The sequence below is a fragment of the Erythrobacter sp. HI0063 genome, from assembly GCF_001635685.1.
Classification (GTDB): Bacteria; Pseudomonadota; Alphaproteobacteria; order Sphingomonadales; family Sphingomonadaceae; genus Qipengyuania.
The window spans coordinates 53,627-67,113 of record NZ_LWFF01000314.1 but is presented as its reverse complement, the minus strand read 5'-3'; the positions used below and the strand labels follow the sequence as shown (position 1 = coordinate 67,113).

Below are 13,487 nucleotides of genomic sequence, written 5' to 3'. Positions count from 1 at the left end.
TCGAGGCCGGCAACGCGCAGGCTGCGGCAACGGTCGCCAATGCGGAGGACGCAAAGGTTCAGCTGACCGCCGAAGTTGCCAATAACTACGTCAACTTGCGGGAGGCCCAGTTCCGCGCCGACCAATACCGGACGCAGATCAAGCTGCAGGAAGAAGTCCTGGCCCTAACTTATCAGCGGTATCAGCAAGGCGCGCTGCCGCTGTTCCCGGTGGGCAATGCGAACGCGGAGCTGGAGGTGCTCAAATCCCAATTCGCCGAGGCGGAGGCCGATAAAGCCGTCCTGCTAGACGCGCTTGCGATCCTGTCGGGACGGATTCCTGGATCGACGGCCGAAGACCTTTCGACGCCGCGAGATATCCCTTTGCCCCCGGATGAGGTTACTGTCGGCGATCCGGCGAGTCTGATCGCGCGTCGGCCCGACATCAGGGCGGCTGAGCGCACTCTCGCCGCTGCAACGGCCAGGATCGGGGTGGCCGAAGCGGCAAGGTTCCCGAAGCTGTCCTTTATGGGGATTCTGGGCCTTGGCGGATCTTCCCCCGACGATATCTTCGATGTAGGCGAATTTTCGGCATTGGCGATACCCCGCCTGGAATGGAACTTCCTCGATTTTGGAAGGGTCGACGCGTCGGTCGATCGCGCCGGGGCGGTCCGCGACGAAGCTGTCGCCAACTATCGTCAAACCGTCCTCGCGGCGCTACGGGATGCCGAGCGCGCTCTGGCACGATTTGGCCAACAACGCGTCGCGCTGGCAGCCAGCGCGCAGATCAAGAGCCAGGCGGATAGCGCCGCCGATCTGAACCGCCAACGTTTTGCCGCAGGAGCGATCTCGAAGGCTGACCTCAACCGGGCCCTGCGAGAACAGCAGCAGGCCTCAGCAGACCTCGTCCGGGCAAAAGGCGCCCTTACGCTGGCGTGGATCGCGCTGCAGAAGTCGCTGGGCCTTGGGTGGCAAGAGCCTGTTCGAGATCAATAGTCCCGCCGCGATGATCAAGTGATCCGGTTGACGAGAAGTAGGCGCCCCTGCCGCTGGCGACCAACTTGCCGTCGGGCTCGAGAACCCGGGTTTCCGCCACCGAAATCTGTCGCCCGATCTTCACGATCTGTCCGTGAGCAGTGAGAGGTCCTGAGGTTGCAGGACGGTGGTAATCGACATGCAGATCGGCCGTCGCTCTCGCCGCGACGCCCCCGGCAAGCAGAGTATAAAGCCCGGTGAGGTCGACCAGTGAAGCCAGGACCCCTCCATGCGCCGACCCAATCATCGGGTTCGACACGATCTCTTCGCGCCATGGCATGGTGATCGCGATTCCCTGGTCGGAGCATGTTGCAATCTCCAGCCCAAGCCATCGATGAAACGGCGCGATATTCAGCATTTCCTGCAAGCGCTCTCGATCGATCATAGCTCCCTCGTCCCCTGTGGCTGAGCCGTATCGGATGAGTGATGGCGCCGTAGGAAATCGACGATAGCGGCGGAAAAGGCATCGTTCGCATCGCCCACGACCATGTGCGTGGCATCGGCAATATCGGTGTATTCTGCATGGGGGGCGAGTTGTCGCAGATGCAATACGGCCTCTTCGGAAACAAGATCGCTAGAGGCGCCTCGGATGAGGTGAAGCGGAAGCGTGAGATTCGCCGCAGCTTGGCTGAGCATTGCCGATTGACGTTCTTGGCTGTCTGGGTCGCCTTGTCTGGCTGACATTATATTACGGATAAGCACAGGGTCCCAGTGCCAATAGAAGCGCCCATCCGGCTTCTGCCGCAGATAGCTTTTCAGACCATCGCTCGCGCCCCGCCTGGGACGATGCGGCATGTAGCGAGCGATCACGTCGGCCGCCTCCTCTGGTGAGGCGAAGCCGCTATCGACATGCTCTTCCATAAAACCAACCACGCGCATTACACCGCTGGGCGCCATGCGCGGGGCAATGTCGACCAATGTGAGTGAAGCAAAGCTACCTGGAGCAAGCTCCCCTGCGGCAATCAGTCCAGCGAGCCCGCCCAGTGAAGCGCCGACCAGCGCTGGCTTCTGGTCCAGGCGCGACGCTGCAGCGACCAGATCCGCCGCGAAGTCGCGCATTTCATAAGCTCCGCATGGCGACCAATCGCTGTCTCCGTGACCGCGCATGTCGAAGGCGATTGCGCGAAAGCCGGCTTGAGCCAGCTCGCTGACCACCCTTCTCCACGCGCGCCGTGTCTGCCCGCCGCCGTGCGCAAGAAGGACGGGTATGGCGTAGGCATCCCCCTCAGCCTCGGCTGTAAGAGAAATCGCGCCTGCGCCCTCAATCGTAAAGGTTTCTCTCGCCATCTCTGGATGGTAGGAAAGGCGCGCTAAATAGTAAACCGATTTAGTTTGTGGCTCTCGGCTCCGTGTTGGCTGTCCTGCAGGGGCGTTTCAACGACGGCAAAAGTCTATGCCAAGAGGGGTTTCTCCAGACCATTCTCTAATGCACCGGCTTGCGATTCGGTCAGCAGTCGCTGTCCGCATAATCCGCTCAAAGATATAAAAGCTGCCTTTCCGCTTCCGGCCCAACTTCCGCCGTTCAATGAGGCGGTTGAGCTGCCAATTTTCGAAAATTAGTCGGCCGATCGCACCCTTGTAACGGTTTGGCGCAAATTCGGGATTCTGGGGGTATCGGTGGGGGTACTTTCCAAGAGTTGGGCGGAAAAAACGAGCAATGTCAGAACGTTATATGTTCGCTATATGTTCCTCCTCCGCTACCAATCTTTGATCAAGCCGTTTGGACGTCACGCCTGCATCGTTCAGGCTGCGCGGAGCTGCTCGATCGGCCGAATGTCCTGCGACCCTCCGATTTCGAACTGGAAGCCGGCCATCATGTCTGCCAGATCGGTCGCCTCTTCGGCCAGGCTGCGTGCGCCGGCTGTGGTCTGTTCGACCATGGCGGCATTCTGCTGCGTCACCTGATCCATTTCCGACAAACCGATATTGACCTGTTGCAGCGCGCGAGCCTGTTGCTGTGCGGATTCCGCGATGGTGCGGATCGCGCTGCTTGCTTCGGCCACGCTGGATATGATGCGTTCTAGGGAGTCGCCCGAACTCTTTACCAATTCGACACCGACGCCGATCTGTTCGGACGAGGCGTTGACTCTCTTCTTGACCTCGTTCGCAGCTTCGGCAGTGCGTTGCGCAAGGCTACGGACTTCGGCGGCGACTATTCCGAAGCCGCGTCCTGCATCGCCCGCTCTGGCCGCCTCCACGCCTGCATTGAGCGCGAGGATGTTGGTCTGGAAGGCGATCCCATCGATCATCGTGATGATCTCGGTAATTTCGGCGGAAGACCGTTCGATCGCGTCCATCGCGCTGACAGCTTCGGATACCACCGCGCCGCCGCTCACCGCCTCGTCGCGGGCGAGCGACACCGCTTCGTCCGCCTTGCTCGTATCGACGGCGCTATCCTGCACCGCTTGCGTAATCTCCGCCATCGCGGCCGCCGATTGTTCGAGATTGGCGGCCTGTTGTGCCGTGCGCTGGGACAGATCGTCGGCCGCTACGCTGATATCGGTGGATTCGGCCTGGATTTCGGTCGCCGTGTGTTTCACCTGTGCCAGCGTTTCGCAAACCCGCATGCGCATCGCTTCGAAATCGCGACTCAAGGCTTCGTAGCCCTCCGGAAGGTCAGCCATGCGCTGTGAAAAATTGCCGCTGGCGAGATGGTCGAGCGCCTTGCTGACACCGTCGATCACCTTGCGGCGCTTGGCTTCTTCGACGTCGAAATAGGCGGACAGCGCAATATCCATGTCCAGCAGGGAAGCCTTGATGAGCGCGTTCGCCGCCTTGCTGCGGTTTCCGAACGGATCCGTGACGCTTCGGCCGATCACCGCTGGAAGAGTGGCTTCGAGCATCCGGGCATAGCTGCTGATATACCAGGTAGGCGCCAATCCGATCGCGGCGTGAACCGTTCCGATACGATGGGCTGCTTTATTATAGTCCTCGCCCACGGGGCCGGCGAACAGATTCATCCAGTGGTTGAACTGTTTTTTGCGCGCTTCGCCCATCATCGCATCGGACCGGAACATCTTCGCAAGCATCGGCTTGGAGCGGATGAAATCGTAGAGATCGGCAAGGGCCGAGGCGCCGTGCTGCTTGATCGCCTTGCGTACTCTTGGAAACGCGCTGAAAGTCGTCTTCGTAAAATTGAACGCTGTCAGGCGATCTTCGAGGGTGAGTTCGGTCGAACCGGTGGCGTTTTCTGTGTCCATGACCAGAAGTTTTACGACGGGTTGGTGAAAAAAGCTTTTGCACTAGGCACATAGCGCCAAGGAGGGCGCTTTTGAGCCGTTTTTTGCAAGTAGTCTGAGGATCGGCTGCTCGAATACGTTCGCCCGGCACGCAAAATTACGCAAATAGACGTGGAGGTTTTCGTGATTTCGGCTGGGCGGCAGTGAAGCCGGGCGCTTGATCGCTAGCGGAGGCGAAACAATTCCGCCTCCGCCATTGGTTTTCCCATCCGGCCACGGGATCGGCAGAGCGAATCAGCCGAGGCTTTCCATCAGAAAGACCTTGCCTTCGAGCGTGTCGTCGGTGGCCGCCCGGGCGAGGATCGCGGCGACGTCGCCACGCGCAGCCTCACCCTTCGGGTCGACCTCGTCGCCCAGCCTGATATCGCGTGAGCCGTCTTCGTCGGTCAGCGTGACCGGTCGGACGATGGTGTAGGACAGGCCCGACGCCTTGAGATGTTCGTCGGCCTCATGCTTCGCCTGTAGATAATGGGCGAGGTCGGATTCGGGATCGGGATTTTCCGCGCCGACGGAGCTCAGCATTACGAAATGGTCGATGTCGTTCTTTGCGGCGATGTCGATCAGCCTCTTCGCGCCGTCGCGATCGACCTTGTCGGTCATTTCGGCGCTCGTATCTCCTCCGGAACCGGCCGCGAATACGACCACGTCCGCGCCGTCGCAGACATCGTCGGTAAGCTGGGTCAGATCGGCCTCGCGCGTGGCAACGCCTTCGGGAAGCTTGGAGATATCGGAAGAGGCGCGGTGCATCGCGATGGGCTGATGTCCGGCCTCCTTGAGCTGTTGGGTCAGGCGGAGGCCGGTCTTGCCGGTGGAACCTGCGATAAGAATTTTCATGTCAAGCAACCTGTTATGTGAGGGACGGTAACGGCTCGTCTGGAGCCTCATAATTTCAACGCAGGGCATCGCCGATCGTTGCATGAACCCGTTGGGCGACCGGGCTTTGCGAACATCGCTTGATCGTGTGGGCCGCCGGTAGCTAAGGCGACCGGCATGAGCTCTTCCCACGCGCTGCCTTCGCCGCCTCCTCTCGACCGGCTAGCGGGCGATGCGCCACTGGCGCTCTTCCTCGATTTCGACGGAACTCTGGTGGAACTGGCCGACACGCCCGATGGCATCCATGTGCCCCCAACCCTGTGCGAACGGCTGAAGGCTCTCGCCGATCGGCTGGAAGGGCGTCTGGCGCTGGTTTCGGGCCGCGCGCTCGCGGATATCGAGAAGCATCTGCCCGGGATTGCGGTGGCGCGCGCGGGCTCGCATGGCGCGGCGCGCAAATATCCCGAAGGCCGCTGGCTGGGCGAAGAGCCGAAGGGCCTTCCCGCCGCGGTCACGGATGCCATGCGAGGGATCGCGGAGCGCGACGGCCTGCTCTATGAAACGAAGAGTCATGGCGGGGCGCTGCATTATCGCTCCGAGCCGGAGAAAGGTCCGGCGGTGCTGGCCTTCGCGCAGGATCTGGCGGACGAACATGGTCTTGCGGTCAAAACGGGTCGCGCGGTGGTCGAGCTGGTTCGGCCGGGGGCGGACAAAGGCGGGGCCGTGCGCGCTTTCCTCGCCACCCCGGTCTTCGCAGGTGCACAGCCCTGGTTCGTGGGTGACGATGTGACCGACGATGACGGGTTTTCGGCCTGTTCCGACTTGGGCGGCGGGGGCGTGTTGGTGGGCGACCGCGAAAACAGCACGGCCGATTTCGCACTTGCGAACGTGGCGCGAACCATCGAATGGTTGGGGCTATGACGGTTTCTCAGCGTATCTCCGACCAAGGCGAGGATTTCGACCGGGCCGATCTGGAATTGTGGCCCATCGGCAATTGCCAGGTCAGCGGTCTGGTGGACCGGTTGGGTGCGCTCGTCTGGGGCTGTGTTCCGCGGGTGGATGGCGATCCGATCTTCTGTGCGCTGCTCAACGCAGACCGGCGCGATGCGGGGATCTGGCGCTTCGAGCTGGAAGGGCAGACTTCGGTCGAACAGCATTACGAGCGCAACACCGCGATCCTCGTCACCCGGATCGAGGCGGCGGATGGCAGCGCGATCGAAATCCGCGATTTCTGCCCGCGCTTCGAACGCTCGGGCCGGATGTACCGGCCCAATGCCTGGGTTCGCAATGTCCGCCCGGTCGCCGGCAATCCGCGGCTTCGCGTGGTGCTCAATCCCATGCGCAATTACGGAGCGGAGATCGCGCCGACCACGCATGGGACCAATCACGTACGCTATCTGATCGGCCCGCAGGCGCTGCGGCTCAGCAGCGATGCACCGATCGGATACGTGCTGGAAAACCGCTTCTTCCGCGTGGAAAGCGATCTGCATTTCTTCCTCGGCCCGGACGAGCCCTTCGTCGGCAATCTGCGATCCGAATTGCAGCGGATGGAACAGCTGACGCGCGATTACTGGAAGATCTGGACGCGCGGCCTGCATATCCCGCTGGAATGGCAGGACGAGGTGATCCGCTGCGCGATCGGCCTGAAACTGTGCCAACACGAGGAAACGGGCGCGATCGTCGCCGCGCTGACCACCTCGATCCCGGAAGCGCCGGGCAGCGAGCGGAACTGGGATTACCGGTTCTGCTGGATCCGCGATTCCTATTACACGGTGCAGGCCTTGAACCGGCTCGGCGCGCTCGACGTGCTGGAGAAATATCTCGGCTATCTGCGCAATATCGTCGATTCGGCGCAGGGCGGGCAGATCCAGCCGCTCTATTCCGTGATGGGCGAACATGAGCTGGAAGAGACCTTCGCTACCGATCTCGCGGGCTATCGCGGCATGGGTCCGGTACGGCGCGGCAATGCGGCCTACACGCAGGTGCAGCACGATTGTTACGGACAGATTGTAATGCCGACCGCGCAGGGTTTCTTCGACCGGCGCCTGTTGCGCATGGCGGACGATCACGATTTCGAAAAACTGGAACAGGTCGGCGAAACGGCCTGGGCCATGCACGACCAGCCGGATGCGGGCCTGTGGGAATTCCGCACGCGGCAGGAAGTCCACACCTATTCCGCCGTCATGTGCTGGGCGGCCTGCGACCGGTTGGCCAATGTGGCCGATCATCTCGGCAAGGCGGACCGGTGCGACTTCTGGCGGCAGCGGGCCGACGCGATCCGCGAGCGCATCGAAACCGAAGCGTGGAAGGATAGCGAGCATGGCGGCCATTACGGCGCGAGCTTCCAAAGCGATTATCTCGACGCCAGCCTGTTGCAGATGATCGAGCTGCGCTTCATCTCGCCCGACAACCCTCGCTTTACGTCCACCTTCGCCGCGATCGAGCGGGAATTGCGGCGCGGCGACCACATGCTTCGCTATGCGGCCGAAGACGATTTCGGCGCGCCGGAAACCGCCTTCAACGTGTGCACCTTCTGGTTGATCGAGGCGCTTCACATAGCGGGCAGGGACGCAGAAGCGCGTGCCCTGTTCGAGACGATGCTGGGCCACACCACCCGGTCGGGCATGTTGAGCGAGGATTTGGATTACGAAAACAATGAGTTGTGGGGGAACTTCCCGCAGACCTACTCGCTGGTAGGGGTAATCAATTGCGCTGGTCTGTTGTCCAAACCCTGGAGTGAAGTCCGATAGCCAAACTCGTCGTCATTTCGAACCGTGTCGCAGTGCCCAAGGCCCGCGGCGCTGCCGGGGCACAGGGCGGGCTGGCAGGGGCGCTCAATTCCGCGCTGCGCAAGCATGGCGGCGTCTGGTTCGGCTGGTCGGGGCAGGAAAGCGAAGAGGGTGCCGGCGGCGGGATAAATACCCAGACCCATGATGGCGTGACGACTGCGACGGTCGACCTTTCGAAGCGCGATATCGACGAATATTACAACGGCTACGCCAATGCGACTTTGTGGCCGCTGTTCCATTACCGGCTGGACCTGACCGAATACGAACGCGAGACCGGCAAGGGGTACGAGCGCGTCAACGAAGCCTTCGCCGAAGCGGTCACGCCGCTGATCGAAGAAGACGATCTCGTCTGGGTCCACGATTATCACCTGATCCCGCTCGGCGAACGTCTGCGTTCGCGCGGCATCACGAACCGGATCGGGTTCTTCCTCCATATCCCCTGGCCGCCGACACGCCTGTTCGTCTCCCTGCCGTATCACGAGCGCCTGGTGCGCACGATGCTGCAATACGATCTGGTCGGCTTCCAGACGCAGGAATGGCTCGACAGCTTCCTGCATTACTGCACCAAGGAACTGGGTGCCGAGGTGGACGAGGCGACCGGCTCGGTCACGCTCGACGGGCGCACCGTCACGGCGAAGGCTTATCCCATCGGGATCGACTGGGATCACTTCCACGCGCAGGGCGATAGCGGGGAATCGCGCCAGGCCGAACAGCGGCTCCTGTCCTCGACGCGCCACCGCATTGCGATGATCGGCGTCGATCGGCTCGATTATTCCAAGGGGCTGCCGGAACGGATCGACGGCATCGGCCGGTTCTTCGACCAGCATCCCGAACGCGTGCGCGATCTCGTTTATATCCAGGTCGCACCGCCCAGCCGCGAGGATGTCGAAAGCTATCAGCAGATCCGCGCACTGCTGGAACAGAAGACCGGCCAGATCAACGGTGCGCGCTCCGAAGTGGACGTGGTCCCGATCCGCTACGTCAATCGCGGCTACACCCATGCCCAGCTCTACGGCTTCTTCCGCGCCGCCAAGATCGGGCTGGTCACGCCGCTGCGCGATGGGATGAATCTGGTCGCGAAGGAATATGTCGCGGCGCAGGATCCTGAGGATCCGGGCGTTCTGATCCTGTCGCGCTTCGCCGGGGCGGCGCATCAATTGGAGGATGCGGTGTTGGTCAATCCGCACAGCCCCGACGACGTCGCCGACGCGATCGGGCGCGCGCTCGACATGAAGATCGACGAACGGCGCGAACGATACGAGAAGATGGTGGGAACCGTGCGCGACGACAATGTCCAGAAATGGACCGCCGATTTCGTCCGCGACCTTACCGGCTAGGACTTAAACCGGCGCGCGCACGCTGCGCCGCTCGACCAGCCTGACCGGCACGCGGCGCTCGATCGGGCTGGCATCGAGCGCGACCGATACCAGCATTTCTCCCGCCAAGGCGAATTCGGGCTCCACAGTCGTGAGTGGGGGATGCGAGTGCGCGCCGCTGCCAAGCCCGTCGAAACCGACCACGCCCAAATCTCCCGGAACGTCGATGCCGCACTGTGCGAGATGGTCGAGCGCACCCAGCGCCATGGCATCGCAGGCGAAGAACAGGCCATCGGGCCTTTCACCGCTCAGGAGTCTCTCCATCGCAGAACGCCCCTGCGCATCGCGCGTGCGGCCTTCGCCGGTGGCTGCGGGCAAAGCCGTCAAGCCATGTGCCTCCATGGCGCGCCGATAGCCTTCGTATCGCTCCTCGAACTGGCGCTGATGGCCTTCCGTCTCGCCGACGAAAGCGATCCGGCGATGGCCTGCCGCGACGAGGCGCTCCACGGCCAAATGCGCGCCTTCCAGATTGTCGGACCGGACCCACTCCTCGTCCTCCGCTCCGGCGCCCCAGAACGCCATGTTGGGCTGATCGGAGGCGAGGGCACGGAAGTGGTCCCATGCCGGACGGTTGGCAGTGGTGCCGATCACGATGACGGCATCGGCGCGGCGTTCTTCGACGAACCGCCCGAACAGATGGTCCGGCTCGCTCTGGAAGGTGACGAGCGCCTGATAGCCGCGGGCGGCCGCCGCGGCGCAGGTGCTGCCGAGCAGGGTATAGTGGAAAGGATTGACCGCCCGCGCATCGCCGCCCTCGCGCGCGATCACGACCACTGCGACAGTGCGGGTCTCTCCGCTGCGCAGGCGCGCCGCGCGGGAATCGACGAAATAGCCAAGTTCGCGCGCCGCCTCTTCCACGCGGCGGCGGGTGGCTTCGGTAATGGTTTCCAGGCCGGCCAGAGCGCGGCTGACGGTCGACTGGCTGACACCGGCACGCTCCGCCACGTCGAAGGAGGTTACCCGCCTGCGTTCCCCGCTCTCGCCACTTTCCCGATCGCTCTGCCGTGCCATGTCTGCTGGCTAGCGCGCCACATCGCAAGCGACAAGCGCGCTGCATTCGCTTGGAGCGGCTTCGCATCGCGGTTAGACCTGCCGACCATGCAGGATTGCCAGGCAGAAACCGTCCCCCCGCCGATGCAGGCGCGCCGCTATCTGCTGCTGTATGCTCTGGCCGTGGCGGGCGGATCGGCCGCCTACGCGCCTTTCCTGACCCTGTTCCTGCCACTGCGCGCATCTGTCGTGTGGGGCGATGAGGCGATCGTGGTCCTGTCCTATGCCGCCTTCGTCGGCGCGATCGCGGCGAGCCTTTCGAACATCGCATTCGGATGGCTGAGCGATATCACCCGGACGCGCCAGCCGTGGATTTTTGCCGGGACGATCCTCTCGGGCCTGCTGCTGACGGGTCTGTTCCGCATCGAGAGCGTGGGCCTGTTCCTGGTGGCGATTGCCGCATGGCAGATTGCGCTCAACATGATGCTGGGCCCTCTGATGGCCTGGGCGGGCGATTGCGTGCCGGATGGACAGAAGGGGACGCTGGGCGGCCTGATGGCGATCTCGCCTGCGGCAGGGGCGCTGGTCGGTATGCTGCTGACCCTGCCGGGATTGGCCGATGCCGAGACCCGGCTGGTGCTGAACGCTCTGGTGGTGGCGGCGATGGTTTTGCCGGTGCTGGTCTTCGGCAGGCCGCGCCCGATGCCGCATCTCGTCGAGGCAACGATCGACCGCGAGCGAGGTACCCCGAACGGGAACGACGATCCCGCCTTTCCCCGCCGCAGCGAGCCGGTCGTAAGGATGTGGCTGGCGCGCCTTCTGGTCCAGATCGCCGAAGCAGCGCTGTTCGCATTCCTGCTGCTCTGGCTGCGCTCGCTCGATCCGGCTGTGAGCGACAATCGCGCGGCCCGGCTCATCACTCTGATCGCGGTGGTCTGCATTCCTCTGGCGCTGCTGGCGGGGCGCTGGTCGGATCGGGCGCGACGCCCGCGTCTGCCGCTGACCCTGGCGGCGGGCGGCGCATCTTTAGGCCTCGCATTCATGGCGTTTTCGCAGGATCTACAAACGGGGACGGTCGGTTATATTCTGTTCGGCTTGATGGCGGGCGTGTTCCTCGCGCTCCATTCCAGCCAGACCCTGCGCGTGCTTCCGCGAACCCGCACAAGAGGGCGCGATCTCGGCATATTCAACCTGACCAATACCGTGCCGTCTCTCATCATGCCGTGGCTGGTGCTGCTGCTGATACCGCTGTTCGGTTTTTCCGCTTTTTTCGCCCTTCTTGCCGGTTTGGCCGCACTGGCATGTCTGTTGCTAGCGACCATGCGCGAAAGCTGAGAATTTCGCTGTTCTCAGACTTGGCGGTTCGGGCATTCGGCGATAGATCAAGCTGGTGGGTGGGTCGATAACGATCAGACAAGTGGCAAAGGCCGCCGGAGTTTCGGTGGCGACGGCTTCGCGTGCGCTGAACGGATTGAGCAGTGTGACGGCGAAGACCCGCGCCAAGATTGAAGCGGCGGCGGCCGAGCTGAATTACGTTCCCCACAGCGGCGCGCGCAGCCTGACCCGGCAGCGGACCGACACGATCGGCGTGATCCTTCCCGACCTGTTCGGTGAATTCTTCTCCGAAATCGTGCGCGGGATCGATCAGGCGGTCCAGGGGGCGGGCAAGAACCTGCTGCTCGGCAACATGCATGGCAGCGTGGAGGAAACGGGCCAAGCGATCCGGGCGATGCGCGGACGTGTCGATGGCTTGCTGGTGATGCCGCCCAATTCCAGCGCCGAGATGCTGGATCGGGCTTTGACACAAGGAATCCCGGCGGTTTTGCTGAACGCGCAGGCCGCCGATGGCTCAACGCCATTCGTGGCGGTCGACAATTACGCCGGGGCGCGGATGGTTACCGAACATCTGATCGATCGGGGCGCGAAGCGGATCGTCCACATCGCCGGGCCGACCAACAATCGCGATGCCAGCGAGCGTGAGCGGGGCTTTCGCGATGCGCTGAAAGACGGGCTCGGAATTGCCGATCCCCTGATCCTGCCCGGCGATTTCCGCGAGGATGCGGGGCGCGATGCCGCGCGACATCTGATCGCCAGCGGCACGCGCTTCGATGCCGTTTTCGCAGGGAACGACATGATGGCGGTGGATTGCATGGCCGAGCTGAGCGAAGCGGGATTTGCGATCGGCAGCGAAATTCTCGTCGCGGGGTTCGACGATATTCCGCTGGCGCGTTACGTCACGCCGCAGCTTACCACCGTGCATTCGGACATCACCCGGCTGGGTTCCGCGGCGGCGCAGATGCTCCTTCGCATGCTGGCGGGCGGCGAGCCAAGCGGGGAGGCTTCGCTTGTGATACCCCCGACCCTGGCCGTGCGCGGATCGACGACGGGCTGAACGAAGTCTCGCTTTCGTTAGATATGCAGGTGTGGCGACGGACGATGTAACCGTATACATTGCGGATGATTCCGGAGCCGAAGACTTCGGATCGGGAGAACCGCATCATGTCATTCGCCGTCACTCGCTCCTTGCGTCCGCTCGCCGCGCTTTTGCTGTTGTCGGGCTGCGCATCCATGGGGCCGCTCGAAGCGGCGCCTCCTTCGCAGGCGGGCCAGCACGCGCAGCCCGCGCTCATGGCGGGCGGCTACGAATATCAGCTCTTCGTCCCCCAGGGTGCGCCGATTGCGAGCCTTGAGAAAGACGGCGCGAAATTCCCGCTCCTGCTGTTCCTTCACGGATCGGGAGAGCGGGGCAGCGATGTCGCGCGGGTCAAGGCGCACGGTCCGCCGAAGATCGCCGATCGCGATCCCGACTTCCCCTTCATCCTGATTTCGCCATTGCTCCCGGAGGAAGAGGATTGGGACATCGACAAGCTCGACGCGATCCTCGACCATGCGATGGCCACGCTGCCGGTCGATCCGGCACGCGTCTATCTCACCGGGCTCAGCCGGGGTGGGCATGCCGCCTGGCGCTGGGCCGCGCAGGAGCCGACGCGATTTGCAGCCGTTGCGCCGGTGGCGGGGCGGGGCGATCCCGCGACGGCATGCGCGCTCAAGGACTTGCCCGTCTGGGCGCTTCACGGCGATCGCGACGATGTGGTGGTGCCGGAAGGCAGCTTCGCCATGGCGCGGGCGATCCGGGCATGCGGGGGGCGCAAGAGCCGCCTGACAATCTATCCCGATCTCGGCCACAATGCCTGGGACCCGGCCTATGCCGATCCGGCGCTGTATCTCTGGCTGCTGAGCCATCGCCGCGGGATCGAGGACTAAGCG

Annotated in this window: 12 protein-coding genes; 7 read left to right on the top strand and 5 right to left on the bottom strand. The window is 63.2% G+C overall.

What is annotated here, in order from left to right; genetic code table 11:
- Positions 1 to 974, top strand: a 974-nt coding sequence (locus A3736_RS11870) for a TolC family protein (protein WP_067683244.1), incomplete at its 5' end; no start/stop codon positions are given.
- Here the strand turns inward: A3736_RS11870 and A3736_RS16745 are convergent.
- The 4 genes from A3736_RS16745 to A3736_RS11855 form a co-directional block, all read right to left on the bottom strand.
- The gene (locus A3736_RS16745; protein ID WP_078056337.1) at positions 904 to 1,398 is read right to left on the bottom strand and encodes a hotdog fold thioesterase; all 495 of its coding nucleotides are present in this window, start codon (positions 1,396 to 1,398) and stop codon (positions 904 to 906) included. The genes A3736_RS11870 and A3736_RS16745 overlap by 71 nt on opposite strands.
- The gene (locus A3736_RS11865; protein WP_038283760.1) at positions 1,395 to 2,300 is read right to left on the bottom strand and encodes an alpha/beta fold hydrolase; all 906 of its coding nucleotides are present in this window, start codon (positions 2,298 to 2,300) and stop codon (positions 1,395 to 1,397) included. Before A3736_RS11865 ends, A3736_RS16745 begins: the two co-directional genes overlap by 4 nt.
- 455 nt (positions 2,301 to 2,755) lie before the next feature.
- Positions 2,756 to 4,213: a globin-coupled sensor protein gene (locus A3736_RS11860; RefSeq protein ID WP_067683243.1), complete on the bottom strand. Its 1,458-nt coding sequence runs from the start codon at positions 4,211 to 4,213 to the stop codon at positions 2,756 to 2,758.
- A gap of 273 nt (positions 4,214 to 4,486) precedes the next feature.
- Positions 4,487 to 5,086 (bottom strand): SDR family oxidoreductase, encoded by a 600-nt coding sequence (locus A3736_RS11855; protein ID WP_067683241.1) that lies wholly within the window; start codon positions 5,084 to 5,086, stop codon positions 4,487 to 4,489.
- Positions 5,087 to 5,242: 156 nt separating this feature from the next.
- On the opposite strand from A3736_RS11855, the gene otsB reads away from it, so the two are divergent.
- Genes otsB through A3736_RS11840 form a run of 3 tightly spaced genes read left to right on the top strand, consistent with a single transcriptional unit; the run spans position 5,243 to position 9,191 of the window.
- Complete coding sequence (gene otsB / locus A3736_RS11850) at positions 5,243 to 5,986, top strand: trehalose-phosphatase (protein WP_067683239.1); 744 nt, start codon at positions 5,243 to 5,245, stop codon at positions 5,984 to 5,986.
- Complete coding sequence (locus A3736_RS11845; RefSeq protein ID WP_067683238.1) at positions 5,983 to 7,815, top strand: glycoside hydrolase family 15 protein; 1,833 nt, start codon at positions 5,983 to 5,985, stop codon at positions 7,813 to 7,815. Before otsB ends, A3736_RS11845 begins: the two co-directional genes overlap by 4 nt.
- Entirely contained in the window at positions 7,812 to 9,191 is a 1,380-nt protein-coding gene (locus A3736_RS11840; protein ID WP_067683236.1) for a trehalose-6-phosphate synthase, read from the top strand. The genes A3736_RS11845 and A3736_RS11840 overlap by 4 nt, the downstream gene beginning before the upstream one ends.
- 3 nt (positions 9,192 to 9,194) lie before the next feature.
- On the opposite strand, the gene A3736_RS11835 is transcribed toward A3736_RS11840, so the two are convergent.
- Positions 9,195 to 10,241, bottom strand: coding sequence for a LacI family DNA-binding transcriptional regulator (locus A3736_RS11835; RefSeq protein ID WP_197465594.1), 1,047 nt, complete (start codon positions 10,239 to 10,241; stop codon positions 9,195 to 9,197).
- Between the two features lie 87 nt (positions 10,242 to 10,328).
- Here A3736_RS11835 and A3736_RS11830 point away from each other — a divergent pair, with 87 nt between their 5' ends.
- From A3736_RS11830 to A3736_RS11820, 3 genes are all read left to right on the top strand, one after another.
- Positions 10,329 to 11,555 carry an MFS transporter gene (locus A3736_RS11830; protein ID WP_067683232.1) on the top strand — a complete coding sequence of 409 codons (1,227 nt, stop codon included), beginning with the start codon at positions 10,329 to 10,331 and terminating at the stop codon, positions 11,553 to 11,555.
- Between the two features lie 82 nt (positions 11,556 to 11,637).
- Entirely contained in the window at positions 11,638 to 12,612 is a 975-nt protein-coding gene (locus A3736_RS11825) for a LacI family DNA-binding transcriptional regulator (protein WP_233999366.1), read from the top strand.
- Positions 12,613 to 12,719: 107 nt separating this feature from the next.
- Positions 12,720 to 13,484: an alpha/beta hydrolase-fold protein gene (locus A3736_RS11820; protein ID WP_197465593.1), complete on the top strand. Its 765-nt coding sequence runs from the start codon at positions 12,720 to 12,722 to the stop codon at positions 13,482 to 13,484.
- Positions 13,485 to 13,487 lie beyond the last annotated feature (3 nt).